Source organism: Pseudonocardia alaniniphila (assembly GCF_022524485.1).
GTDB classification, from domain to species: Bacteria; Actinomycetota; Actinomycetes; order Mycobacteriales; family Pseudonocardiaceae; genus Pseudonocardia; species Pseudonocardia alaniniphila.
On sequence record NZ_JAKXMK010000009.1, the window covers coordinates 13,208 to 37,167 of the forward strand.

21 protein-coding genes and 1 pseudogene are annotated in these 23,960 nt (G+C 70.5%); 10 read left to right on the forward strand and 12 right to left on the reverse strand.

What is annotated here, in order from left to right; all coding sequences use genetic code 11:
• Window positions 1-20 precede the first annotated feature (20 nt).
• From MMF94_RS11290 to MMF94_RS11300, 3 genes are all read left to right on the forward strand, one after another.
• Window positions 21-224, forward strand: coding sequence for a hypothetical protein (locus MMF94_RS11290; protein WP_241036306.1), 204 nt, complete (start codon window positions 21-23; stop codon window positions 222-224).
• A complete protein-coding gene (locus MMF94_RS11295; RefSeq protein WP_241036307.1) occupies window positions 221-1,468 on the forward strand; it encodes an NAD(P)/FAD-dependent oxidoreductase in 1,248 nt (415 codons plus the stop codon). Before MMF94_RS11290 ends, MMF94_RS11295 begins: the two co-directional genes overlap by 4 nt.
• Window positions 1,469-1,757: 289 nt before the next feature.
• Complete coding sequence (locus MMF94_RS11300; protein ID WP_241036308.1) at window positions 1,758-1,961, forward strand: hypothetical protein; 204 nt, start codon at window positions 1,758-1,760, stop codon at window positions 1,959-1,961.
• A 78-nt stretch (window positions 1,962-2,039) separates the two neighbouring features.
• Here MMF94_RS11300 and MMF94_RS11305 read toward each other — a convergent pair whose 3' ends face one another.
• Window positions 2,040-3,533 (reverse strand): GMC family oxidoreductase, encoded by a 1,494-nt coding sequence (locus MMF94_RS11305; RefSeq protein ID WP_241036309.1) that lies wholly within the window; start codon window positions 3,531-3,533, stop codon window positions 2,040-2,042.
• 418 nt (window positions 3,534-3,951) lie between these two features.
• On the opposite strand from MMF94_RS11305, the gene MMF94_RS11310 reads away from it, so the two are divergent.
• Window positions 3,952-5,298, forward strand: a complete 1,347-nt coding sequence (locus MMF94_RS11310; RefSeq protein ID WP_241036310.1) for an LLM class flavin-dependent oxidoreductase — start codon at window positions 3,952-3,954, stop codon at window positions 5,296-5,298.
• A gap of 51 nt (window positions 5,299-5,349) precedes the next feature.
• On the opposite strand, the gene MMF94_RS11315 is transcribed toward MMF94_RS11310, so the two are convergent.
• The 5 genes from MMF94_RS11315 to MMF94_RS11335 all read right to left on the reverse strand — a co-directional run bounded on the left by MMF94_RS11315 (window position 5,350) and on the right by MMF94_RS11335 (window position 12,550).
• Window positions 5,350-6,372 carry a DUF4331 family protein gene (locus tag MMF94_RS11315; RefSeq protein WP_241036311.1) on the reverse strand — a complete coding sequence of 341 codons (1,023 nt, stop codon included), beginning with the start codon at window positions 6,370-6,372 and terminating at the stop codon, window positions 5,350-5,352.
• 344 nt (window positions 6,373-6,716) lie between these two features.
• The gene (locus MMF94_RS11320) at window positions 6,717-9,143 is read right to left on the reverse strand and encodes a GAF domain-containing sensor histidine kinase (protein WP_241036312.1); all 2,427 of its coding nucleotides are present in this window, start codon (window positions 9,141-9,143) and stop codon (window positions 6,717-6,719) included.
• Between the two features lie 207 nt (window positions 9,144-9,350).
• A complete protein-coding gene (gene manD, locus MMF94_RS11325; RefSeq protein WP_241036313.1) occupies window positions 9,351-10,562 on the reverse strand; it encodes a D-mannonate dehydratase ManD in 1,212 nt (403 codons plus the stop codon).
• Window positions 10,563-10,660: 98 nt separating this feature from the next.
• Window positions 10,661-11,728, reverse strand: coding sequence for a lactonase family protein (locus MMF94_RS11330; RefSeq protein WP_241036314.1), 1,068 nt, complete (start codon window positions 11,726-11,728; stop codon window positions 10,661-10,663).
• A gap of 228 nt (window positions 11,729-11,956) precedes the next feature.
• Window positions 11,957-12,550, reverse strand: a complete 594-nt coding sequence (locus MMF94_RS11335; protein ID WP_241036315.1) for a class I SAM-dependent methyltransferase — start codon at window positions 12,548-12,550, stop codon at window positions 11,957-11,959.
• Window positions 12,551-12,672: 122 nt separating this feature from the next.
• Here MMF94_RS11335 and MMF94_RS11340 point away from each other — a divergent pair, with 122 nt between their 5' ends.
• Window positions 12,673-13,257 (forward strand): helix-turn-helix domain-containing protein, encoded by a 585-nt coding sequence (locus MMF94_RS11340; RefSeq protein ID WP_241036316.1) that lies wholly within the window; start codon window positions 12,673-12,675, stop codon window positions 13,255-13,257.
• Window positions 13,258-13,290: 33 nt separating this feature from the next.
• Here MMF94_RS11340 and MMF94_RS11345 read toward each other — a convergent pair whose 3' ends face one another.
• Together MMF94_RS11345 and MMF94_RS11350 are read right to left on the reverse strand one after the other, a co-directional pair.
• Window positions 13,291-14,571, reverse strand: a complete 1,281-nt coding sequence (locus MMF94_RS11345) for an MFS transporter (protein ID WP_241036317.1) — start codon at window positions 14,569-14,571, stop codon at window positions 13,291-13,293.
• Between the two features lie 267 nt (window positions 14,572-14,838).
• Window positions 14,839-15,327: a carboxymuconolactone decarboxylase family protein gene (locus MMF94_RS11350; protein WP_241036318.1), complete on the reverse strand. Its 489-nt coding sequence runs from the start codon at window positions 15,325-15,327 to the stop codon at window positions 14,839-14,841.
• A gap of 47 nt (window positions 15,328-15,374) precedes the next feature.
• On the opposite strand from MMF94_RS11350, the gene pdxR reads away from it, so the two are divergent.
• Complete coding sequence (gene pdxR / locus MMF94_RS11355) at window positions 15,375-16,970, forward strand: MocR-like pyridoxine biosynthesis transcription factor PdxR (protein ID WP_241036319.1); 1,596 nt, start codon at window positions 15,375-15,377, stop codon at window positions 16,968-16,970.
• Window positions 16,971-17,003: 33 nt separating this feature from the next.
• On the opposite strand, the gene MMF94_RS11360 is transcribed toward pdxR, so the two are convergent.
• On the reverse strand, window positions 17,004-17,162 hold the full coding sequence (locus tag MMF94_RS11360) for an SDR family oxidoreductase (protein ID WP_241036529.1): 159 nt from the start codon (window positions 17,160-17,162) through the stop codon (window positions 17,004-17,006).
• 50 nt (window positions 17,163-17,212) lie between these two features.
• Between MMF94_RS11360 and MMF94_RS11365 the strand changes: the two genes are divergently transcribed.
• Window positions 17,213-17,407, forward strand: coding sequence for a hypothetical protein (locus tag MMF94_RS11365; RefSeq protein ID WP_241036320.1), 195 nt, complete (start codon window positions 17,213-17,215; stop codon window positions 17,405-17,407).
• A 25-nt stretch (window positions 17,408-17,432) separates the two neighbouring features.
• Window positions 17,433-18,806, forward strand: a complete 1,374-nt coding sequence (locus MMF94_RS11370) for an amidohydrolase family protein (RefSeq protein ID WP_241036321.1) — start codon at window positions 17,433-17,435, stop codon at window positions 18,804-18,806.
• 40 nt (window positions 18,807-18,846) lie between these two features.
• On the opposite strand, the pseudogene MMF94_RS43735 reads toward MMF94_RS11370, so the two are convergent.
• A pseudogene (locus tag MMF94_RS43735) lies at window positions 18,847-19,128 on the reverse strand (hypothetical protein); the annotation flags it as partial.
• A gap of 22 nt (window positions 19,129-19,150) precedes the next feature.
• Window positions 19,151-19,906 carry an SDR family NAD(P)-dependent oxidoreductase gene (locus MMF94_RS11375; protein ID WP_241036322.1) on the reverse strand — a complete coding sequence of 252 codons (756 nt, stop codon included), beginning with the start codon at window positions 19,904-19,906 and terminating at the stop codon, window positions 19,151-19,153.
• Between the two features lie 130 nt (window positions 19,907-20,036).
• Here MMF94_RS11375 and MMF94_RS11380 point away from each other — a divergent pair, with 130 nt between their 5' ends.
• Window positions 20,037-20,471 carry an Rrf2 family transcriptional regulator gene (locus MMF94_RS11380; protein WP_241036323.1) on the forward strand — a complete coding sequence of 145 codons (435 nt, stop codon included), beginning with the start codon at window positions 20,037-20,039 and terminating at the stop codon, window positions 20,469-20,471.
• 74 nt (window positions 20,472-20,545) lie between these two features.
• Window positions 20,546-23,146, forward strand: a complete 2,601-nt coding sequence (locus MMF94_RS11385) for a glycosyl hydrolase (protein ID WP_241036324.1) — start codon at window positions 20,546-20,548, stop codon at window positions 23,144-23,146.
• Here the strand turns inward: MMF94_RS11385 and MMF94_RS11390 are convergent, their stop codons facing one another.
• The gene (locus tag MMF94_RS11390) at window positions 23,147-23,932 is read right to left on the reverse strand and encodes a nucleotidyltransferase domain-containing protein (protein WP_241036325.1); all 786 of its coding nucleotides are present in this window, start codon (window positions 23,930-23,932) and stop codon (window positions 23,147-23,149) included.
• Window positions 23,933-23,960 lie beyond the last annotated feature (28 nt).

Consider the following 23,960-nt stretch of genomic DNA (forward strand, 5'->3'; position numbering starts at 1 on the left):
TCTGGCCGACGGGCTGCCCGATGAGCGGCCTGACCAGCGCCGCAGTGGCGGTCCGGCTCGGCCGCGGCCTCGAGCGCGGCGACACGACACGTTCCGGCTACGACAATGCGGCCGCGGTCATGGTTACGCTCGCTGACGTCGGCATCGACCACGACGATGCGGCCGAGAAGCCGATGCTCGCGGCCGCGAGATGCAGCGGCGGAGATGAGGACGATCCGGCATGACTGATCCACGAACGTTCGCCATCGTCGGCGCCGGACTCGCCGGAGCGAAGGCGGCCGAAGCGCTGCGCGTCGAAGGCTTCGACGGACGCATCGTCCTGCTCGGGACCGAGTCGCACCGGCCCTACGAGCGGCCACCTCTGTCCAAGGGCTACCTTCTGGGCAACGCCGACCGCGACAGCGCCTACGTGCACCCGGCCGAGTGGTACCCGGAGCATCGGGTCGAGCTCCGTGTCGACACCACCGTCACCGAGATCGACCGCCGCGCCCACGAACTGGTCATCGGCGACGGGGACCGGCTGGCCTACGACAAGCTACTTCTGACCACCGGCGCCACACCACGCCGCCTCCCGGTGCCTGGCGCCGACCTCGACGGCGTGTACTACCTGCGCGACTTCGGCGACAGCGACCGTCTCAAGGCTGCGTTTCGCTCCGGCGCCGCCGTCGTGATCGTCGGAGCGGGATGGATCGGCCTGGAAACGGCGGCCGCTGCCCGCACAGCCGGCGCCGAAGTCACTGTGCTCGAGACCGCCGAACTGCCACTGCTGCGCGTCCTGGGACGGGAGATGGCGACGGTGTTCGCCGACCTGCACCGCGACCACGGCGTCGACCTGCGTTTCGAGGTCGGTGTCAGCGCCATCCAGCCCACCTCCGACAACCCGTCGAGCGCCGGTTCCGTGTTGCTCGCCGACGGCACCGAGATCGCCGCCGACGCCATCGTGGTCGGCATCGGCGTCACCCCGAACGTCGAGCTGGCGCGATCCTGCGGTCTGAACGTCGACGACGGCATCCTCGTCGACAGCCACCTTGTCAGCTCCGACGACGACATCCTCGCCGCAGGCGACGTCGCGAACGCGTACCACCCGCTGTTGTGCAGGCAGATCCGCGTCGAGCACTGGGCCAACGCGCTGCACCAGCCGGAGGTCGCTGCCAGGACGATGCTGGGCGAGCCGGCCTCCTACGACCGGCTGCCGTACTTCTTCACCGACCAGTACGACCTCGGAATGGAGTACACCGGCTACACCGACCCCGACGGCCAGGAAGAGCTCGTGGTCCGAGGAGACACGGCAGCCCGTGAGTTCATCGCGTTCTGGCTGAAGGACGGACGTGTCACGGCTGCGATGAACGTCAACATCTGGGACGTGACCGAGCCGATCCGAGACCTGATCCGCTCCGGTGCGCAGGTCGAGGCGAGCAGGCTCGCCGACCCCGACGTCCCGCTGTCGGGGCTGTCGCCGAGCTCGTAGAACCTCATCCACCAGGCGGCGGGAGCTGACGTCGAGGCCCTCGCCGGTGCGCTTTCGACGTCGTCACGGGCGAGCTGGAGAGCGCTGTTCGCGGCGCGGTCACCTTCCCGGGCTCGGCCGCGGGCGGCGGGAGGGCGCCGAAGTGACCGACTCCGCTGACGAATCGGGTGACCGCCGCGACCGTGCGGTGGGAGCTAGCACAGACCCTGCAGGGGAGTGAGAGAGACATCGCTCACATTCGGGGCGTTCCGACTTTCCTCTTGATTGCGGTTGCGCAACCGTTGTGACCATGGGTGCTGCACACGCGCACGAAGTGCCGAATCGGGACTGGCTGGACGAGCTCGTCGAGCTGCACGTTCTCGCCGCGAGTGGCGACAGTGCTGCGGCCTCGGCGGCGGAACGATGGATGTCCGCCGACCCCGCCGTACGGCAGGCATGGACCGAGGTGGAGAAGACATGCGACCGGATACGCGCTGAGAACCCTCCGCGGTGACGAGCTGCGGGCTACTCCTCGCCCGGACGAGCCTCATCGCGTGAGGGTTGGAGAGCTGGACGGGATCGCCGCCGATACCTAGAGGGTCCTCGCGAGATGTTCGGCGATCATGAGGGTGGCCAGGTTGGTGTTGGCAGCGGGGATCGTCGGCATGATCGACGCGTCGACGATCCACAGGCTGCTGGTGCTGTGGACCCTGCCGGTGGCGTCGACCACGGCGTCGGGGTCGTGAGCTGGTCCCATCCGGCAGGTTCCGACGTAGTGGTGGTACGGCACGAGGTTCGCGCGCACCGCGCCACCGAGGCCGTTGTCGTCGGTGACGCCGGCGCCGGGCCAGTCTTCCGCGACGAGGTGTTCGGCCAGCGGTGCGGACGTCGCGAGCGTCCGCGCCAGCCGTACGCCGGCGACCAGCCGGGGCAGATCGTCGGGGTGGGCGAGGTAGCCGGGCTCGATCCGGAGCGGCATGTCGGGCGTGGGGCCGCTCAGGCGCAGGGCGCCGCGTGAGGCAGGCGTCAGGAGCGCTATGAGCAGGGCCAGCGTGGGCGCGCCGTTGCCCGCGACGGGTCCACTGGGGAACACCTGCAGGTCGGGCGGGGTGAGTCCCGGCAGAGTGTGCGTGGTGAGCAGCGTCTGGCGCGGAGGGAATTGGGGCTGGGCGCGGGCGACGAACCCTACGCGCAGCAGGGGATGGTCGTGCAGGTTCGCTCCGACGCCCGGCAGGTGTGCTTCGACCGGGATCGACAGGGCGGACAGGTCGTCGGCGGGCCCGATACCCGAGCGCAGCAAGATCGCCGGGGTGCCCACGGCCCCGGCGGCCAGAACCACGGTGTCGGCGGTGATCTGTCTGCCGTCGGCGAGGATCACCCCGGTGGCGTCGCCGCCGTTGAGCAGGATCCGGTCGACGGCGCTCTCACCGCGGATGGTGAGGTTGGAGCGATCTCGAGCCGGGGCGAGATAGGTCAGCGCGGTGGATTTCCGCAGCCCGTCGAGTTCGTTGACCGGCAGCCTGCCCGCGCCGACCGCGCCGGGGGCGTTGTGGTCGGGCACCGGTGCGTGTCCGGTCGCTTCGCAGGCTTCGAGGAACGCTTGCTGAGACCGGGACAGCTCTGGATAGCGGCGGATCGGGACCGGCCCGCGGGTGCCGTGGGAGTTGTCGTGGAAGTCCTGGTCGTGCTCGATGCGGCGGAAGGCCGGGAGCACGTCGTCGAACGACCATCCCGAGCAGCCCGCGGCGGCCCATCCGTCGTAGACGGCGCGGTGCCCGCGCAGTGCCATGACGCTGTTGATCGCCGAACTGCCACCGACGATCCGCCCGGCGTGCACCGGCACCGACCGACCCAGAGCGGTCGCCGTTCCCGCGTACTCCCAGCCATATGTCGCTCTCGCCGAGCTGTCGAAGGCGTCGGCCACGGCTCGGGGCTGACTCTCACCGATGGGACCGAAATCGACGCCGGCGTCGAGCAGCAACACCGAGCGCGAGGGGTCCTGTGACAACCGCGCGGCGAGCGCCCCTCCGGCTGAACCCGCACCGACGATCACGACATCCGCGCCGCTGGTCTCGGCTCGGTGCATTGGCCGGCGAGTCCTGATCGTGGTCACGATCCTCCTCCGATGAATGACCGGATGCACTGCCAGCCTTCCACCGCCGGTGCGATGTAAATCGGTCGGATCGGTGAATTGGATCACGTTTATCGATGTCGCCGGCGTGATTATCGGAAAGCGATGTTATATGCGAACGCGGGACTGTGCACGACGTGTTGTTTCGTGGCGTGCCGAGGTCGGGCCCGCCCTTTATGAAGTTTCCGTATCGGATTGTCCTTCATGTGAACGCGGCATCTTCTCGGACCGACGCGCGACGGCCACGGCTGCGCCGTGGTCTCTACCGCACCGCACACTCCGGCGACACGCGGCGAGAGACCATGGGTGTCCGACCCCACGCAACCCGTTCCCCACCCCGGCAACGGTCGCCGGCTCGACCCGAGAGGCAGGCATGGACAACCGGATGATCCTGGTCACCGGCGTGTACCCCGTGGGAGGGCACCTCGCCGGATGGCGGCACCCGACCGCGTACCCCGACATCGTCATGAACCTGGACGCCATGATCGATCTCGCCCGGACCGCGGAGCGCGGCAAGTTCCAGGCGCTGTTCCTGGCCGACGGCAACGCCGTGCGTCAGATGGACAAGACGGCACTGTTCGAAGCCTCCGCTCCGTCGGATCGCCCGGCGTCGTTCGAGCCGACCACTCTCCTGGCCGCGATCTCGCAGCACACCGACCACATCGGGCTGTTCGCCACGGCGACGACCACCTACGAGCAGCCCTACCTGCTCGCCCGCAAGTTCTCCTCGCTCGACCACATCAGCGGCGGTCGTGCGATCTGGAACGTCGTGACCACCTCCTACCCGGGCGACGCCGTGAACTTCGGCGGTGCTTTCCCCGAGAAGACCGACCGCTACAAGCGCGCGCAGGAGTTCGTCGAGGTCTGCAAGGGGCTGTGGGACAGCTGGGCCCCCGACGCCTTCCCGCAGGACAAGACGACCGGTCAGTTCCTCGACTCGGGCCGCGTGCACACTCTCGACCACCACGGCGAGAGCTTCACCGTGCGTGGGCCACTGAACCTCGCGCGCAGCCCGCAGGGCTACCCGGTGCTGTTCATGGCGGGCCAGTCCGAGTCGGGGCGAGAGCTCGCCGCGCAGCACGCCGACTGCCTGTTCTCCGTGGCGCAGTCCAAGGAGGAGAGCATCGAGGTCGTTCGCGACATCAAGGGCAGGATGGCCACGTACGGCCGCGAGCCGCACGAGCTGAAGATCATCCCGGGCGTCCGCGTCAACGTCGCACGGTCCCGCGACGAGGCGCTCGCCCTCTACCGCGAGCTGAACGCTCTCGTCTCACCCGCGCTCGGCGTCCAGTACCTGTCGAGCATGGTCAAGGAAGACCTGGCCCCGTACCCGCTCGACGGCCCGCTGCCCGACCTGTCCGCCGAGGTCAACGGGATCACGAGCCGCCGGCAGAGCGTGTGGGAGATGGCGTCACGGGAAGGCCTCACGATCCGCCAGACCTACCAGCGGCTGCTCGCCGCCGACGACACCCCGCCGTTCACCGGCACAGCGGCCGAGGTGGCCGACGAGTTGGAGGACTGGTTCCGCTCCGGGGCGTGCGACGGGTTCATGCTGAGCGTCCCGACGCTGCCGCTCGGGCTCGAACGGGTCGTCGACCTGCTCGTGCCCGAGCTGCAGCGACGCGGGATCTTCCACGACGACTACTCGGGGGCGACGCTGCGGGAGGAGCTCGGCCTGCGGGTGCCGAGCAACCCGCACTTCACACCCCAGACGGTGTGATCGTCCACCCGATTCGGCCGGGTCGTGGCACTCGGCAGCGTCCCTGAGCGGTCACATCGGCACGACGTAGGGGAAGTTCTTGTCCCGCAGGTGCTTCGTCGCGGTCGGTTTCAGTCCTGAGGGCACGGCTGTGTTCACCACGAGGGAGAGCATCGCTTCGGGGGCGTTGTCGGCCGGTGTCCGGCCGTTGAAGGTGGCGAAGCTGTAGGTCGCGGGCGTTCCGACGATGTAGGGCAGGACGTCGGGGAACAGCTTGCGGGCCACCGCCCGGCCGTAGCCCTGGGGGTCGTCGCAGGTGCCCGTGGCCGCCACGGTTTTCGCGATGAGGTCCGCTGTGTAGGCGCCGTCGGCGTCGAAGTCCTCGGAGGGGTGGCGGGTGTTGGAGGGGTGGGTGAACTCCGTGTCGTTCGGCCAGAAGATCGGCCACATCATGGGGTGTCCGGCGCGGTTGATCTGTCGCCAGCCGCCGGCGTCGGTGGCGAGTTTGGTGGCGCACCAGACGCCGATGCGCGTGCCGGGCTTCAGCTGTGGGTGCTGGTGGGCGACTTCCAGCACGATGGATTCGACGGTCGTGTCGGCGAAGCTGTTCTGCGCGTTCTCCGGGCGCCATGCCGACAGGTCCACAGCGGTGCCGGTGGTCACCGCGGAGTTGATGATGCCGAGCAGCGAGAGGTCGATGTAGAAGCAGTCGGCGATGCGCCCTGCCCAGACCCGGGTGTCGGGTGCGGTCGCGGTCTCGCCGGTCCTGCCGTCGAGCACGAGTTCGCCGGTTGCCGAGTCATCGCGTGCGTCGCGCCCGGTGAGGGTGTGCAGTTGCAGGGCCTGTCGTCCGTCGGAGTCTGCTTCGCCGAAGGACAGCCGGTAGGTCAGGTCTTCGAAATCGGCGCCGTCGACGTGCACTTTGAACTCGTAGCGTCCTTCCGGGTGGAAGGCCGGTTCGGCATGGGCGCCGGTGATGGTCGAGTTGACGTCCATGACGAAAACGGTGCTGTCGGCGCCGGTAAAGACGTACAGGTCATCGATGAAGAGCTGGCCGGTCTGGCTCGCCAGAGGTGTGTCAAGGTGATGCGACATCGGGCAATCCGTTCTCTCCATGAAGCGGCAAGGGTCGGCGTGCAGTTCGTCGCGAACCGGGCGGTCGGTAGCGGTCGCTGTCGCAGGCACATCAGTGCGCCAGAGATGACAGAGCCCCCCGGAACCACCGCGCTGTGAAGGTCGTGCCTGAGGTCCGGATCTCCTCGCAGGGCGGTGATCGAGACAGCGAGGAGCGCGACCTGACGGCGCTCGGACCGAATGTCAGCCTTCTCGTGGCACTGCAGTCGCTTCGCCCCCGCTAGCTGGAATCCACGGTACCGGCTAGCCCGACCCCCGGTTCGGCTGAGCAGGGGATGCCGGGGGGATCGCAGAGCGGTCGTCGATCAGTCGGCTTGTAGCGGAAGTTCGACGACGATCGCCGTCCCTTCCCCCGGGCGGCTGTCGACCTCGATCAACCCTCCGAGGGCCTGCACGCGGTCGCGAAGCCCGATCAGCCCGGAGCCTCCCGCGGGATCGGCGCCGCCCTCCCCGTCGTCGCGGATCGACAAGTGCAGGATCGAGTCGCGCCTTTCGACCGTGACCTGCGCGCACGACGCGCGGGCGTGTTTGGTGGTGTTGGTGAGCGCCTCGGACACGACGTAGTAGGCCGCGACCTCGATCGGGTCCGCCGCTCGGATCGTGGTCCGGATGTCGAGTTCCACCGGGAGCGCGGCGCGGCGGGCGAGACCACGCAGGGCCGGGCCGAGTCCGCCCTCGGACAGGACCGCCGGGTGGATGCCGCGCGCGATCTCGTGCAGCTCGTTCAGCGCTCCGTCGAGCTCGTCGGCGACCCGGCCGATCTCCCTCTGGAGCTCGGGCAGCTCCGGGGGAACGGTGTCCTGGGCCAGGCGCAGCGCGAGGCCGAGCGCGACCAGACGCTGCTGCGTGCTGTCGTGCAGGTCGCGCTCGATCCTGCGCCGGGCGTCGTCCGCGGCGGCGACGATCCGGGCCCGGGAGGCGGTGAGCTGGGCGCGACTGTCGGCGTTGGCGATCGCGGTGCCGACGAGCTCGGTGAACCCGGCCATCCGCAGCTCCGTCTCGGGCGGGAAATGCTCCCCCCGTGTTCCGGCGCCGATCGCGCCCCACAGCTTTCCCTCGACGACGATCGGCGCGGCGACCGATGAGCGGAGCCCCAGCCGGCGGACGGCGTCGGCGTATTCGCCGGGAGCGTGGCTGTAGTCATCGCATCGGGCCGGGCGGCGCGTGTTCATGGCGATCGCCACGGCCACGGGCGGCTCCGGCCTCCAGCGGCTCCCCGCCGGGAGCGCGGTGCGGTGTGCGCCGACGCTGGCGACGAGAGTCGTCGCGCCGTCGGGATCCAGGCGGACGATGACCGTTCCGTCGGCACCGAAGACGCTGCCGACCTCGTGCGCGACGGCCGAGAACACTTGGGACGGGGCCATCCCGCGGGCGACCAGGGTGGCGACCCGGCGCAGCGCTGCTTGCTCCTGTGCGAGCCGGCGGAGTTCGTCGCTGCTCTCTTCGAGCTGGGCGCGGCCTTCGGCGTTGGCGATCGCGGTGCCGATGAGCTCGGTGAAGCCGGCCATGCGCTGCTCGGTGTCGGCCGGGAGGCGCTCGTGCCGCGTCCCGCAGGCGGTCGCGCCCCAGAGATTCCCCTCGACGACGATCGGGGTCGCGACCGATGAGCGGATGCCCATCCGGCGGACGGTGGCGTCCGCGAACGCTCCGGAGGCTTCGCTGTAGTCGTCGCAGCGAGCCGCGCGGCCGGTGCGCAAGGCGACTGCCAGTGCCAGCGGTGGCTCGGGCTTCCAGCGGCTTCCGACCGCCAGCTCCTCGGAGTGAGCGCCGACGACGGCGAGGATGGTCACCTCGCCGTCGGGATCGAGGCGCGCGATGGTCGTGGCCTCGGCCCCGAGGACGAGGCCGATCTCGTGGGCGACCGCCGCCAGTACCTCGGCCGGTGGCGTCCCGCGGGCGACGAGCGTGGCGACCCGGCGCAGTGCGGCTTGCTCCTGTGCGAGCCGGCGGAGTTCGTCGCTGCTTTCTTCGAGCTGGGCGCGGCCCTCGGCGTTGGCGATCGCGGTGCCGACGAGCTCGGTGAAGCCAGTCATGCGTTCTTCGGTGTCGGCCGGGAAACGCTCGTGCCGCGTCCCGACGGTGATCGCACCCCAGAGACGCCCTTGGACGATGATCGGCGCCGCAATGCCCGACCGGAGTCCCATCCGGCGGACGGCGTCGCTGTACGGGTCGACGGCGTCGGTGAAGTCGTCGATGCGGGCCGAGCGGCCGGTGCGCAGGGCGGCCGCCAGTGCCAGCGGCAGCTCGGGCCTCCAGCGACTGCCGATCGGGAACTCGGCGGGGTAGGCGCCGACGCGGGCCACGACGGTCGTCCCGCCGTCGGGGTCGAGGCGGAGGATGTTGGTGCCGTCGGCGCCGAGGATGTCGCTGACCTCGTGCGCGACGGCCGCGAGTACCTCGGCCGGTGGCGTCCCGCGGGCGACGAGCGTGGCCACGCGGCGCAACGCGGCCTGCTCCTGCGCGAGCCGGCGTAGTGCCTCGCCGCTCTGGGCGTTCGCGGTTGCGCGGATCGTGGCCTCACGGCGGCGTTCGGCCAGGCCGGCGACCGATCCGACCGCCCCTGTGACGAGGCCCACGACGCTGCGGAGCTGGGCCCGAGCCAGTGGAAGCAGTGGAAGAACGACCAGCCCGGTCAGCGCCCCGACGAGCCGGCGCCGCGGGGAGAGCCCCGCCCACAGCACAGGTAGCCGTCGTCGGGTGGCGGCGGGCTTCGTGGATGACGATTTGCGCACGTCAAGGTCGCCCTTCCCGTCAGGCGGGTGGCGTGGCGCCGGGTGCCCGCCGTCGGCGACGGGGCCAGCGGGCTGCGACGGCCGGCGTCCGGACGAGCCGGGTGGCGTGCTCGGCCGGGGCAGAGCCCAGGCAGCGCGGTGAGAAATGTGTCGCCGACCACAGCATGGTAGGACCCGTCCGCGTCCGGCGGTGGCGGATCTCGGTTGCTACCAGTCGTGGATGGTGCCGTCCCGCAGCCGGTTGACCGGCAGATACGCGGGGCGGTACGCGAACCGCGCCGCGGCCGCCCGGTCCAGGGTGACGCCGAGCCCGGGCGTCTCGCCGGGGTGCAGGTAGCCGTCGCTGAACGTGTAGGAGTGCCGGAACACCTCGTAGGTCTCCGCGCAGTGCGGCATGAACTCCTGGATGCCGAAGTTGTGGATCGCCAGGTCGAGGTGCACCCCGGCGGCCATCCCCACCGGGGAGATGTCGGTGGGGCCGTGGATGCCGGACTTGATCTGGTACTGCGCGGCGAGGTCGAACAGCTTGCGCATGGCGGTGACGCCACCTGCGTGCGTGACCGCCGAGCGCACGTAGTCGATCAGCTGTTCCCGGATCAGCGTCTGGTAGTCGACCACCGAGTTGAAGACCTCGCCGATCGCCAGTGGGGTGGTGGTGTGCCGGCGGACCAGCCGCAGGCCGTCCTGGTTCTCCGCGGGCGTGCAGTCCTCCAGCCAGAACAGGTCGTAGGGCTCGAGAGCCTTACCCAGCCTCGCCGCCTGGATCGGGGTGAGCCGGTGGTGCACGTCGTGCAGCAGCGGCAGTTCGGGGCCGAACTCGTTGCGCACCTCCTCGAACACTGTCGGCAGGTGACGCAGGTAGGCCTGCGTGTCCCAGGTCTCCTCCTGCGGCTGTGGGTGCCGCCCGTGATCGCCGGCAGGCCCGGGGGCAGCGGAGATGCCATAGATCGTCTCCAGTCCCGGCACGCCGGACTGCACCCGGATGGATCGGAAGCCCTGTTCCTGGCGTTCCCGGATCGAGTCGAGCAGTTCCGGCAGGTCGCGCCCGCTCGCGTGCCCGTAGGCGCGAACTCCGTTGCGGCTCGCCCCGCCCAGCAACTGGTACAGCGGAAGTCCCGCCACCTGCGCCTTCAGGTCCCACAGCGCCACGTCGACCGCGGCGATCGCCGCCATGGTCACGGGGCCGCGCCGCCAGTACGCGCCGCGGTACAGGTACTGCCAGGTGTCCTCGATCCGGTGGGCGTCACGTCCGATCAGCAGCGGGCTGACATGGTCGGAGAGGTAGCTCGCCACCGCGAGCTCGCGACCGTTCAGCGTTGCGTCGCCGTAGCCGGTCAGCCCGTCGTCGGTGGTGATCTCGAGCGTGACGAAGTTGCGTCCCGGGCTGGTGACGACGACGTCCGCGCCGGTGATCCGCATGGGGTTCCTTCCGTGGAGGGGAGCCGGGACGGGTCCCGAAGCCCGGCCTGCACGCCCATGCTCGTCGATCTTCGCCCGTCCTGGCCGGACGACCTGGATCAGCCGAAGACCACGCAGGATGCGGCGGGAGCCGGGAGCGACCCGGCAACGGAGGGAACACCGGTGTCCGGGTCGATGTCGAGCCAGGTCACGTCGCCCGAGTACTCATCGGAGACGTAGAGGTGCCGGCCGGTGGGTCCCAGCGTGAGGTGGCGAGGCCAGCGCCCGCCGTACTCCACGGTGGTGATCAACTGCGGATGCTCGTAGGTGGGGTCGAGTGCGAGCACGGAGATGCTGTCGGGCCCGCGGTTGGCGGTCCAGACGAACCTGCCGTCGATCGACGGGACGACCTCGGACGCGTAGCTCTGGACCGACACGTCGTCGGGCAGGACGCGGGTCTCGCGCACAGGGTCGAGGCTGCCGGTCTGCGGGTCCCAGCGGCAGACGGTGATGGTGGGGTCGAGTTCGTTCATCACGTACGCGTGATCGCCTGCGGGGTGGAAGGCGAGGTGGCGGGGTCCTGAGCCGGGCCGCAGCGGCGTTTCGCGGTGCGGCGAGAGCGCCCCGGAGGTGGTGTCGAGGGTGCTGATCCACACGGAGTCGGTGCCGAGGTCGACGCTGAGGACCCAGCGATCAGTGGGATCGGTGACCACCTGGTGGGCGTGTGGGCCGCGTTGGCGGTCGGCGTTCGGGCCGCTTCCCTCGTGCTGCCGGATGCCGCTCGCGGACCGCAAGGCGCCGTCGGCTCCCAGCGGCAGCACGGTCACGCTGCCCGAGCCGTAGTTGGCGGTGAGGAGATGTCCGGCGGTGAGCGTCAGATGAGTGGGGACCGCGGCGCCGACCGGAACCTGTTCGCCCAGCAGCCGCAGCGTCCACGGCTCCTCGTCGTCAGCGCCGGCGCCCACGCCGCTCGTGCTGAACGCTGCGGCAGCGCCGTCGTCGTCCTCGGAGACCGCGTACAGCACCGTGCCGTCGGGGGAGAGCGTGAGGAACGACGGGTTCGCCACGACGTCGGTGACGCTGCGTTCCTGCAACGCGCCGGTCGCCTCGTCGACCTCGGCGACGATGATGCCTCGACCCCCCGACGAGGTGAACGACCCGATGAACGCCCGTCTGTCATTCCTCACGCTGATTCCCCTCGATATCGTCCCGGAGACCGGGCTGTGTTTCAGGACACCGCCGACACTCCTGCGATGCCTATGGTGACTGCCGAGTTGCCGGGTCGCGAGCGATCGGAGAATCCACATGATGCGGCACGGTATTTCCGGCGAATGCGCTCGGATTGTGCGAGTTGTCCACCAGGAGAATCCTCGCAATGATCTCTGAGTGACGCCGGGTTCGGGCCGAGCCCGATGTTATCGGCCACGTCGGGCCCGCAGGACGATGTCGTGGGTGTGTTTCGTGCCGGCGGGTGCGGGGTTCGTCCGTGGTCGCCGCTCATGCACCTCGACGGTCCACCCGGGGCGGAGGAAGGCGATGATGTCGGGAGTGAGGTAGTGGTCCTCGGCTGCTCGGCGGGTCTCCGGAGACAAGTCGGCGAGGTCGTGGTTGACCACGAGCAGGGTTCCGCCGACCGCCACGGCATCGAGCAGGCGCCGCAGCGATGCGTGGTCCTCGCTTCGGGGCAGCGGCAGGTAGTGGGCTGACACCAGGTCGAACGCCTGGTGCGGGAGGTCGATGCTGAGGAGATCCCCTTGCCGCCAGGTCACGCGTGCATCGGCCTCGGTTCGCGCGGCGGCTCGGGTGAGAGCGACGCCGGAGAGGTCGATCGCAGTCACGTCCCAGCCGTGCTCGGCCATCCAACGGGCGTCAGCGCCGTGTCCGCATCCCACATCGAGTGCGTGTCCGGGTCGCAGGTCGCGGACCTCGGCGACCAAGGTCGCGTTGGGGTTCTCACTGATGAGGTCACCGTGGGTGCGATACATCTGGTCCCACCTGGGTGCGTCCATGGGCGTGCCTCCTCCTCGATGTCGACGCCGGCGCATCGACCTGGGACGCGGAGTACATATCCGGCGTTGTCGCAGCGGCAACAAAAGTTGAGCGAAGTGCAAGTGGCGGACACCGTGGCCGTATGAACGAACTGATCGGCTCCGTGCTGGACGCGGTGGGGCCCCGGTTGCGGGAGCTGCGTCGCCGCCGCGGGATCACCCTTGCTGCCTTGTCGGCGCGAACCGGGATCGCGGTGAGCACGCTGTCACGGTTGGAGTCGGGCCATCGCAAGCCGGGCCTGGAGGTCTTGTTGCCGCTGGCAGAGGTGTTCCGGGTGCCGCTCGACGAGTTGGTGCGAGCCCCTGATGCCAGTGACCCCCGTGTGTACCTGCGCCCGGTCACCCGCAACGGGATGATCGTGATCCCCTTGACTCGGCGGCCTGGTGGGCTGCAAGCGTTCAAGCACATCCTGACACCGGAATCCGACGAGCCCGAGCCGCGGCCGCGGTCGCACGCCGGGTATCACTGGCTCTACGTCCTGGACGGGCGGATGCGTCTCGTTCTCGGAACGGACGATCTCGTGCTGGGGCCGGGTGAGGTTGCCGAGTTCGACACCCACCTGCCGCACTGGTTCGGCCGGGCCGACGACCGGCCGGTGGAGTTCCTGAGCATCCTCGGACCACAGGGGGAGCGCTTCCACGTCACCGCCAGCTTTCCGAGTCGGTGAAGCTTCGCCGGTGCTGCGGGGAATGCGCTCTCATTACGCGGCGCGGTTCTCGGACAGTCCGGCCGGGGCAGGAGCGGTGTCCGGCCGAGATGTCGCAGTTCGTGACTCGCCCCGGTTCACAGAGATCCTGTCGACGCCCCAGATCAGGAGTGCCACTGTGCTGAGGCCTGCGCCGAGAATGCAGACGGCGGTCCAGCCCCATGCGCTGTAGGCGATGGTTGCCGCGATCGCGCCCAGGCCCGTGCCGATGGCGTAATAGACCATGTTGCTGCCGATGAGGCGGCTGCTGGAATTGGGGTCGATCGCCACGATCAACTGCTGGTTGGTGACGTGGATGGCCTGTCCCGCCAGGTCGATGACGACGATTCCGACGATCAGCAGGATCAGAGAGGTCGGCAGCCAGGCGATCAGTGCCCACGAAGCGAGGAACAGGACGAGGGATACACCGGTGACCCACTGGGCCAGTCCGCGGTCGGCCAGGGTGCCGGCGCGTGCGGCCCCGATCGCTCCTGCGGCGCCGACGAGACCGAACAGGCCCACTTCGGTGGTGGACAGGTTCCACGGCGCGGCCGTCAGCGGGAGTGCTATCGAGCCCCAGAGGGCGCCGAACCCGGCGAACATGAACAGCGTGATCAGGCTGCGGACGCGGAACACGCGCTCGTGAACCGTGAGCGTGACGACGGATGAGATCAGGCGGCGGTACGAGACGGCGCTCCGAGTGGTTTCCGGCGGCAGCTTGCGGGCCAGGACGAGCGCGACCGCGAGCATGAGCAGCGCCGAGACCACGTAGACCGAGCGCCAGCCGAGGGCATCGGCGAGCAGACCGGACACGGTCCGGGCGAGCAGGATGCCGATGACCACACCACTGGTCACGATGCCGAGGATGCGCCCGCGCGACTCGGGACTGCTCAGCACGGCCGCGTAGGCGATGATGACCTGCTGCACGACGGACGCCACTCCCACGATGCCGCTGGCGACGAGGAACATCAGCGGTTGCGGTGCCACCGCCACGCCGACGAGGGCCGCCGCGGCGATCACACACCCCGCCACGATGAGGACCCGCCTGTTGATCAGGTCGCCGAGCGGCACGATCAGGATCAGGCCCAGCAGGTAGCCGACCTGGGTCACGGTCGTGACCAGCCCGAGCCCGGCCGGGCCGACTCCGAGGTCGCGTCCGATCCGGTCCAGCAGAGGCTGGGCGTAGTAGATGTTGGCCACCGCCACCCCGCTGGCGACGGCAAGCAGAACCGCGAGCTTGCTGCTGATTCCGGGCGATGGTTCGCCGACGGTTTTCCGTACGATGGGTGAAATCATGGATCTCTCCTTTGTGGCCGGCGCGGACCGAATGAACAGGTCGGTACGGCCGGTGAAGTGGTGGAAAATGAGCACGGTCGAGCCGGGGAGGAATTGATTCGAACCCTCGGAATTACCGAAAGGCGGAGCGCTGCTCAGCGGTCCGACGGCACTCGGCCGCGGACCCCGCATGGGGAGTGCCGAGCATGCCTGGATGAGCTGTGCGGGGCCGCTTCCCGCGGCCCGGGCATGACGGCGGCGGATCGCTCGCCGCAGGCGGTCGGGAGCTCAGTGCGCCTGTGCCGGCGTGTAGTGGCCCGGCACGTTCCGCGCCGTCACACTCACGCGGTTGAAGGCGTTGATCACCGTGATGACCCCGATCAGGTGGGCAAGCTCGGTCGCGTCGAACTGGCTCGCTGCCCTCGCGTACACCTCGTCGGGCACGAACCCGTCTGTGAGCACGGTGATCGCTTCGGTCAGTTCGAGCGCTGCCACCTCCTTCGCCGTGTAGAAGTGCCGCGACTCGCCCCACGCACTGAGCTGCACGATGCGGTCGACCGACTCGCCGTGGGCCAGAGCGTCCTTGGTATGCATGTCGATGCAGAACGCGCAGTGGTTGATCTGCGATGCGCGGACCTTCACTAGCTCGACCAATGTTTGGTCGACACCCTGCCGCGCGGCGGTGTCGAGGCGGATCAGGGCCTTGAAGACGTCGGGCGCCAGCTTGGCGAGATCGATTCTCCGACCGTTTTCCGGAAGGCGTTCGTTCGTTGTCATGGCTCCCAGGCTAAGCGGCCAGTGGGCCAGGGGTATGGTGCATTTCCATGGCAGGGGAGCGGGCCAATTCGCCGAGGGACAATGCGTCTTCCCAGGGCCTCGGAGCCGATCTGTACCTGGGTCGCCTTGACCTGCGCGGCGGCCACGGCCTGCGGGCTTCCCTGATGGACGCCCTGCGTGAGGCCGTCCGAACGGGGCGCCTCGCACCCGGCGCCCGGCTGCCCTCGTCCCGCACCCTTGCCGCTGATCTGTCCATCGCCCGCAACACCGTCGCCGATGCCTATGCCGAGCTGGTCGCAGAGGGCTGGCTCACCTCGCAGCAGGGTTCGGGCACCCGCGTCGCCCGGCGTGCCGAACCCCGCAGGGCACCGGCGAGCGGCACGGATCGCATCGTGCACCAGCGGCCCTCGCCGATCCGGACGGCGGGCGTCACCTACAGCCTGCTGCCCGGCAACCCCGACCTCGCGAGCTTCCCGCGTGCACAGTGGCTGGCGGCGGCCCGGCGAGCACTGACGGCCGCACCGCACGAGGCGTTCGGCTACGGCGACCCGCGCGGTCGCATCGAACTGCGCACTGCCCTCGCCGACTACCTGGCCAGAGCGCGCGGTGTGTACGCCGACCCGGAGCGCATGCTGATCTGCGCGGGCTTCGTGCACGCGCTGCGCTTGATCGGCGGGGTGTTGAGCGCGCGCCGCGTGCGAACCGTGGCCATCGAGTCGTACGGCGTCCCCCAATACCAGGACCTGTTGACCGAGGCGGGGTTGCGCACCCACGCCCTCCTGCTGGACGAGGACGGCACGCGCACGGAGGAGCTCCCTCTCCAGCGCGCGGGCGCCGTCCTGCTGACGCCGGCACACCAGTACCCCATCGGAGGGGCGTTGCGCGCCGACCGGCGGGCGGCCGCGGTCGACTGGGCGCGCGCCAGGGGCGGACTGGTCCTGGAGGACGACTACGACGGCGAGTTCCGCTACGACCGTCAGCCCGTCGGTGCGCTGCAGGGGCTCGATCCCGAGCGGGTCGTGTACTTCGGCACGGCGAGCAAGTCGCTCGCGCCGGGGCTGCGCATCGGCTGGATCGTGCTCCCCGGGTCGGTAGTACGCGGAGCGGTGGAGGCCAAGGGGCACGTGGACTGGGCTCCCAGCGCCCTCGACCAGCTGACGCTCGCGGAGTTCATCACGTCCGGGGATTACGACCGGCACGTGCGGGCGATGCGGCTGCGGTACCGCCGCCGCCGCGACCAGCTGGTCGCGGCTCTCGCGGAGCACGCGCCCGGCATCAGCGTGTCGGGCATCGCAGCGGGGTTGCACGCCGTCGTCGAACTCCCGCCGGGCACTGAGCAGTCCGTGGTCTCTGCTGCAGCCGCGCAGGGTCTCGCCCTGGAGGGTCTCGGGTCCTTCGCCCTCCGGTCGACCGGAGCGCGGGAGCCGGCACGGGACGGGGCCGCAGCACCGGAGTCGGAGGGGGACGCGGCGTCGGGCGGTGAGCCCGTGCGGCGCGGGGACGCGCTGGTCGTGGGCTATGCCACACCGTCGGACAGCGCCTGGTCGAGTGCGCTGGACGCGCTGTGCCGGGTGCTGCCCCGAGCGGAGCCCGCGGTGCGGCCGAAGGCGGCCCGCATCTCGCCGGGGGCGGATCGCCGGTAGAGCGAGGCCATTCCTGCGGGGCGGGGCTCCGGTTCAGGCGTTGTAGCCGCCGTGGGCGTCCAGCACTGCGCCCGTGACGTAGGACGCCTCGGGGCTCGCCAGGAAGGCGATCGCCGCGGCGATTTCGTCGGGGTGGCCCATGCGCTGCAGGGAGAGGGTCTCGGCGTCCGGCGGCTCCATTCCGCTCTCCATCAATCCGGCTTCCACGACGTTGGCCGTGATGTCCTTACGTCCGAGGTATCGTGCGCCAGCGGCCTTCGCCGATCCTGACGACGGGCGCCACCTACAGCCTGCTGCCCTGGGCGAGATCCGCAGGGTCTTCGTCGCTCGGCGGATCAACCCGGGCGAAGGTGATCGCGCTGTCTCGCGGGCTGTCGTGCGTCGAGGTGGATTACGACGAGCTGCGGGGCATGAAACCCGACGACCTCACCCTCTAGATCGACTCTTCCGAAGGGACCCTCCGTGCCCCTGCTCGTCCGCGGCGGCGACGTCGTGACCATGAACCCGGCGCGCGAGGTGCTCGTCGGCGGTACCGTCGCGATCGACGGCAACCGGATCGTCGCCGTGGGCAAGACGTCCGAGCTGACGGCGCGGTACCCGGATGCCGACGTGCTCGATGCCACGGGCTGCGTCGTCACGCCGGGCATGGTCAACGCCCATCAGCACCACACCGGCGACCCGCTGATCAAGTCGTGTATCCCCGACATGATCCAGTTCGGTGACGCGATCTTCTCGTGGGCCGTACCGGTGCACGGCGCCCACACGGCCGACGATGACGCGCTGAGCGCGACGATCAGCGCGGTCGCCGCGCTCCGCCTCGGCGTGACGACCGTCGTGGAGGCCGGCACAGTCGCCCACCCGCATCGCGTCGGCGAGGCGCTCGCATCGGTCGGGGTACGCGGCACCGTCGGTCGCTGGGGTTGGGACGTCGACGGCGTGCCGTACGGCGCGCCGGTCGACGAGGCGCTCGATCTGCAGCGCGAGGTGCTGGCGACGTGGCCGAAGGGCGGGCTGATCGAGGGCTGGGTCACGCTGGTGGGCCACAACCTCGGCAGCGACGAGCTGTTCGCCGGCGCCGCCGCCCTGGCGCGCGAGGCCGGCGCGCAGATGACGATGCACATGTCGCCGACGAGCTCGGACCCGACCGAGTACCTCGCCCGGACCGGCAAGCGTCCGCTGCAGCACCTCGCCGACCTGGGCGTGCTCGGCGAGCACCTGCTGATCGCGCACGGGGTGTGGCTCGACGACGCGGAGGTGGAGCTGGTACTCGGCACGCGCACGGCGATCGCCTACTGCCCGTGGTCCTACCTGCGCATGGGCCAAGGGGTGACGAGCCGCAGCCGCCACGCCGACATCGTCGAGCGCGGCGGGCGCGTCGCGCTCGGCTGCGACGCCGAGAACGCCGGCGACATCGGCGACATCCTGCGCGCCGTGGCGGCCGCCGCGGGCATCGCTCGGGATTCCCGCGGCGACCCGATGCGGTTCGGCGCCGACACGGCCTTCGAGCTGGCGACGATCCGCGGCGCCGAGGCGATCGGCATGGCTGACCGGATCGGCTCGCTGGAGCCCGGCAAGCTCGCCGACGTCGTCGTCCACGACGCGACGATGTTCAACTGGCTGCCCCGCGGCGACGTGTCACTGCAGCTCGTCTGGGGCACCGACGGTCGCTCGGTCCGGGACGTCCTGGTGGATGGCCAGGTCGTCGTCCGCGACGGCGTGTGCACGACGGTCGACCTCGACGCGTTGCGCCCCGAACTGCAGGCCGCCCACGACGCCCTCCTCGCCCGCGCGGGGATCGAGGTCCCCCACCGCTGGCCGCACCACGACGCCCACTGACTTGAACGAGGAAGTCGATCACCGCCGTGCCGATGCCCTGGCTGCGCAGCTCGGGCACCACGTACAGCTCGTCGAGCAGCCCGACCTCGCCCTCGTACCAGACGTTCGGTCGGAGGGTGATCAGACCGACGCCGACCGCCGGCGCCCCAGCGAGCATGGCGAAGGTTCGCCCGTCCGCCAGCACGTGCGTCAGTCGGTGGGCCAGCACATCGGCGGACGAGCTGGACGCGCTGTGCCGGGTGCTGCCCCGAGCGGAGCCCGTGGTGCGGCCGAAGGCGGCCCGCATCTCGCCGGGGGCGGATCGCCGGTAGAGCGAGGCCATTCCTGCGGGGCGGGGCTCCGGTTCAGGCGTTGTAGCCGCCGTGGGCGTCCAGCACTGCGCCCGTGACGTAGGACGCCTCGGGGCTCGCCAGGAAGGCGATCGCCGCGGCGATTTCGTCGGGGTGGCCCATGCGCTGCAGGGAGAGGGAGCTGAGCAAGGCCTTGAGGGTCTCGGCGTCCGGCGGCTCCATTCCGCTCTCCATCAATCCGGCTTCCACGACGTTGGCCGTGATGTCCTTGCGCCCGAGGTCCCGCGCGACGCCCAGGGTGTACCTCTCGACCCCCGATTTGGTCGCCGCGTAGTCGGCAACGCCCGACACACCGACCCGGGTGCCGAGTCCCGAGCTCACCGTGACGATCCGGCCGCCCGTGCGCATCACCTGGGAGGCGGCCCGGATGGTGGCGATCACGCCGAGGTAGTTGGTGGCGTGCATCCGGTCCAGCGCGGCGGTGTCGGCATCCGGGTCGTCCACCGTGCGGCCCTGCTCCGGCGAGATCGCCGCGTTGTTGACGAGGATGTCCAGGCCGCCGAAGTAGGCGACCACGTTGTCGATCAGCACCCGCGCCTGGCTCATGTCCGCCTGGTCGGACTTGAAGGCGACGGCCTTCGCGCCCGTGCCGCGCACGTCGTCGACGACGGCCTGCGCCTTCTTCTCGGAGTTGGCATAGGTGAACGCGACGTCGGCGCCCCGCTCGGCCAGCAGCCGTACGGTCGCGGCTCCCAGTCCGCGGGATCCCCCGGTGACCAGGGCGACCTTGCCCGTGAGCGGCTTGTTCATGTCTTCCCACCTCGGTGGTCGAGTTTTGCTGACAGTCGTAACGCTAGATGTTACGACTGTCATTCGCAACAGTCTCTGTTACGACTGTGCCCGTCGTAACATGGATCGTTGCAGCGGAGAGAGAGGGTTCATGAGCGCCAACAGCAGGTTGACCATCGCCGCTCACGCTCTCGCCTGGATCGGGCTCTACCAGCGACAGGGCCACGAGGTCGCCACGTCCGAGCAGATCGCGACCAGCGCCAACACCAATCCCGTGGTGATCAGGCGGCTGCTCGGCGAGCTGCGCAGGGCGGGGCTCGTGGAGTCCCGGCGGGGTGTGGGCGCAGGCTGGGTGCTGGCGCGCGGGCTGGAGTCGATGACCCTGCTGGACGTGTACGAGGCGGTGGAACCCGGCCCGCTGTTCGCGATGCACCGCGCCACCCCGGACCAGGGGTGCGTGGTCGGTTACGGCATCCGGCCGGCGATGCAGGGTATCTACGAGGGCATCGAGGAGACCCTGAAGCGCGAGTTGGCCGGCGTCACGCTGGAGGACGTGGTCCGAGACGTCCTCGCGGCACCTCGCTAGCTCCCGATTGTTCCCGCCACGCGCAGTGTGACCTTGATACGTTTCACAGACGCTGATCAAGGGAGCCCGCGACGATGACGTCTGCCGAGCCGACCGCCCGGAAGCTGCGCGAGTGCTTCGCCGCCCCACCGCCGCGCAGCCGCGTGATGATGCGCTGGTGGTGGTTCGGCCCCGTCGTCGAGGAGGCCGAGCTCGCCCGCGAGCTGGAGGCCATGGCAGCCGCGGGCATCGGCGGAGTCGAGGTCTGCTCGACGTATCCGTTGTCGACGTCCGAAGTGGACCGGACGGCGGGCGGCTTCCTCTCCGAGCGGTTCCTGTCCCGGCTGCGGTTCGCCGCCGAGACGGCATCCCGGCTCGGCCTGCGCTTCGACGTCACGATCGGCAGCGGGTGGTCGTTCGGCGGCCCGCACATCACGGACGAGACCGCTGCGCGGCAGCTGCGATGGGACATGCGCGAGGTGCCGCCACGCGCTGCCCGGATCCCCGTCGCGCAGCCCTGGCCCGGTGACCGGTTCATCGCCGCGTACATCGGCGACGGCTCCCTGCAGGAACCGCCCGTGCGGTGGCGGCAGCTGCCGGTCCGCGGCGGCGTCGTCGAGATCCCGGACGGGTCCGGGCCGCGCGTCGTCCTTCTCGCGCTGTCGAGCCCGACCGGCCAGAACGTCAAGCGGGCGGCCCTCGGCGCGGAAGGACCGGTGCTCGACCACCTCAGCCGGACGGCGACCGAGACGCACCTGCGCGCCGTCGCCGACCCGATCCTCGCCGCGGTCCCGAGCGAGCTCGTGACCGCGGTCTTCTGCGACAGCCTCGAGGTGTACGGCGCGGACTGGACGCCTTCGCTGCCGGAGGAGTTCCGCGCCCGTCGCGGCTACGACCTCCTGCCCGAGCTGCCGCTGCTGCACACCCGCGTTGTGGGCTCGGAGCGGGTCCGCTCCGATGTCGCGACGACGCTCGGGGAGCTCTACGAGGAGAACTTCGTCGCCGTGGTGCGTGAGTGGGCGCAGCGGCACGGCGTCCTGTTCCGCATCCAGAGCTACGGGCAGCCGCCCGGTGCGTTGAGCGCGTACCGGCACGCGGACCTGCCCGAGGGGGAGGGCTGGGGGTGGCGGTCGGTCACGCAGACGAAGTGGGCCACGTCGGCGGCGCACCTGTACCAGCGGCCCGTCGTCTCGTCGGAGACCTGGACCTGGGTGCACTCGCCGTCGCTGGCCGCGACGCCGCTCGATCTGGTCGGTGAGGCACACGAGCACCTGCTCCTGGGCGTCAACCAGCTCATCGGGCACGGCTGGCCGTACTCGCCACCGAGCGCGCAGCCGCCCGGCTGGATCTTCTACGCGGCCGGTGCCCTCAGCGACGTGAACCCGTGGTGGCCGGCCATGCCCGCGCTCGCGAGCTACCTGCACCGCCTGTGCTGGCTGCTGCGCCAGGGCCACCCGGTCGTCGACGTCGCTCTCTACGCGCCCAGCCGCGACGCCGCGCTGCGCTTCGAACCCGGCACACGCGGCTACCTCGACCTGTGGCGTGCGACCCGCGGCCACATCGGCGAGGGCCTTCCCGCGGCGTTGCGTGAGGCCGGGTACGACTACGACCTCGTCGACGACATCGCGCTGCGAGAGGCCGACTGGAGCCGGTACCGCGTCGTCGTCCTGCCGTTCGTCCGGGACCTGCCGGTGGAGACGGCACGGCTGCTCGAGAAGCACGTCGCCGCGGGCGGTGCCGTCGTCACCGTGGGCGGCGCCGTCCAGCGGGACGGCTGGGTCGCCGTGGACGACGTCGACGCGCTGCTGCCCGCGCTCGCCGCGGTCGTGCCGCCGGACGCCCCGACGAGTCCCGTGACGCCGGACGTCGGCGTCGTGCACCGCCGTGCCGGGGAGGCCGACGTCTATCTCGTCGCGAACACCGGTCCGCACCCTCAGTCCTTCGTGCTGCGCACCCGCGATGACGCCGCCGCGTTCGAGCGGTGGGACGCGCGCACCGGTCGGGCGCACCGGGTCGATGTCGTCGACGGCGGGGTGCCGCTGGACCTGCAGCCGTACGAGGCGGCCGTCCTCGTCGCGCTGCCCGCGCCCGACCAGGATGTCCCGGCCGCCTCGGCGGACGGCCCCGCCGACGCCGTCGACCTCACCGGGCCGTGGACCGTCGCGTACGAGGACGCTCCCCAGGAGCGGAACGACGTGGCAGTGCCGCACCGCTGGGAGGACGACCCCGGGCGGGCCGACTATTCGGGTGGCGCTTCCTACGAGACGACCGTGATCGTCGACGGCGATCGGCTCGGCGGGCGCGTGCTGCTCGACCTCGGTCCCGTGAGGGCCGAGCCACGCGACGTCCCCGGCGAGCCGGCACTGCGCGGAGCGTCGTACCGGGCGGACGTCGCCGCACCGGTGGGCGAGGTCGCCCAGGTGATCGTGAACGACGTCGTCTGCGGCTGGGCGTGGGCGCCGCCCTACGCCGTCGACGTCACCGACGCGCTGCGCGCCGGCGAGAACACCGTCGTCGTGCGTGTCCTCGGCACCGGGCTCGGCGCGCTGCGGGCCAACACCGAGCTCGCCACCACCGTCGACGCGGTGACCTCGATCGACGGCAAGCGGTTCACGATGCAGGACCTGGAGCTCGCGCAGCGGCCCACGACGTCGGGGCTACGGGCGGTGCCGTCGCTGCAGTTCGGGCGACGGTAGTCAGGAGAACTCGGGCGGCGGGGTGCCGGTCAGCCACGCGAGCTCGTTGTCGCGGACGAACACCGACAGCGTCTCGGCGGCCGGCAACGGCCACGGGTGGAAGGCCTCCACGGCCGCCAGCAGCGCGGCCCCGGCGTCCGGTGTGGGATTGGTCAGCACGCGGGACATGAGGTCGAGGTAGTCCTCCGGGAGCCGGTCGAGCGTCCGGAGGGTCTCCTCGAGGTACTTCGGCCCCCGGAAGAGCACGCGGTGGTGCGCCAACAGGGCTCGGCCAGCGGCTGTCACCAGATGGACGGCGGCGTGGTGGCGGAGAAAGTCGTTGGCGAGTTTCGCGCCCTGCGGCAGGAAGTACTCCCCGTACAGCCGGGCCTGGGCGATGAACGAGGCCACCCGCGTCTCCCACGCGCCGTCGGGGACGACCGGGACGCGCGCGACGAGATCATCGAGGTCGTCGCTGCGTGACCAGGCCACACGGGCCCCGGCGAAGGACGCCCGCACCGGGTCGTCACCGCGCTCGGCAGCCACCACGAGGTAGTGCTCCGTCGCGACCTTCACGTCGACGTACCCACCCGCGTACGTGCCGACGTCCCGCCGGACGTAGCTCAGCCGGTTCTGCTCGCCCGCGCGAGCGAACGCGTCGTCGGTGACGACGAGGTACACGTCGACGTCGGAGTCCGCCCGCTCGGTGCCCCGGGCAACCGACCCCACGACGACGACACCCACGGCGTCCGGTTCACCGCGGGCGTCGGCGACGAACGCAGCGAGCGTCTCCTCGTGGTGGCGCACGGTCAGGCCTCGCCTCGGCGACTCGTGA

What these genes read in the sequence shown, in the direction of transcription:
- manD (WP_241036313.1), bottom strand. Translation starts at nt 10,562, where the DNA reads ATGCGGATCACCGGCGCGGACGTCGTCGTCACCAGCCCGGGACGCAAC.
- MMF94_RS11290 (WP_241036306.1), top strand. Translation starts at nt 21, where the DNA reads ATGAGCGGCCTGACCAGCGCCGCAGTGGCGGTCCGGCTCGGCCGCGGC.
- MMF94_RS11305 (WP_241036309.1), bottom strand. Translation starts at nt 3,533, where the DNA reads ATGCACCGAGCCGAGACCAGCGGCGCGGATGTCGTGATCGTCGGTGCG.
- MMF94_RS11380 (WP_241036323.1), top strand. Translation starts at nt 20,037, where the DNA reads ATGAGCGCCAACAGCAGGTTGACCATCGCCGCTCACGCTCTCGCCTGG.
- MMF94_RS11335 (WP_241036315.1), bottom strand. Translation starts at nt 12,550, where the DNA reads ATGGACGCACCCAGGTGGGACCAGATGTATCGCACCCACGGTGACCTC.
- MMF94_RS11360 (WP_241036529.1), bottom strand. Translation starts at nt 17,162, where the DNA reads ATGGAGAGCGGAATGGAGCCGCCGGACGCCGAGACCCTCTCCCTGCAG.
- pdxR (WP_241036319.1), top strand. Translation starts at nt 15,375, where the DNA reads ATGGCAGGGGAGCGGGCCAATTCGCCGAGGGACAATGCGTCTTCCCAG.
- MMF94_RS11315 (WP_241036311.1), bottom strand. Translation starts at nt 6,372, where the DNA reads ATGTCGCATCACCTTGACACACCTCTGGCGAGCCAGACCGGCCAGCTC.
- MMF94_RS11310 (WP_241036310.1), top strand. Translation starts at nt 3,952, where the DNA reads ATGGACAACCGGATGATCCTGGTCACCGGCGTGTACCCCGTGGGAGGG.
- MMF94_RS11295 (WP_241036307.1), top strand. Translation starts at nt 221, where the DNA reads ATGACTGATCCACGAACGTTCGCCATCGTCGGCGCCGGACTCGCCGGA.
- MMF94_RS11385 (WP_241036324.1), top strand. Translation starts at nt 20,546, where the DNA reads ATGACGTCTGCCGAGCCGACCGCCCGGAAGCTGCGCGAGTGCTTCGCC.
- MMF94_RS11350 (WP_241036318.1), bottom strand. Translation starts at nt 15,327, where the DNA reads ATGACAACGAACGAACGCCTTCCGGAAAACGGTCGGAGAATCGATCTC.
- MMF94_RS11375 (WP_241036322.1), bottom strand. Translation starts at nt 19,906, where the DNA reads ATGAACAAGCCGCTCACGGGCAAGGTCGCCCTGGTCACCGGGGGATCC.
- MMF94_RS11300 (WP_241036308.1), top strand. Translation starts at nt 1,758, where the DNA reads ATGGGTGCTGCACACGCGCACGAAGTGCCGAATCGGGACTGGCTGGAC.
- MMF94_RS11345 (WP_241036317.1), bottom strand. Translation starts at nt 14,571, where the DNA reads ATGATTTCACCCATCGTACGGAAAACCGTCGGCGAACCATCGCCCGGA.
- MMF94_RS11340 (WP_241036316.1), top strand. Translation starts at nt 12,673, where the DNA reads ATGAACGAACTGATCGGCTCCGTGCTGGACGCGGTGGGGCCCCGGTTG.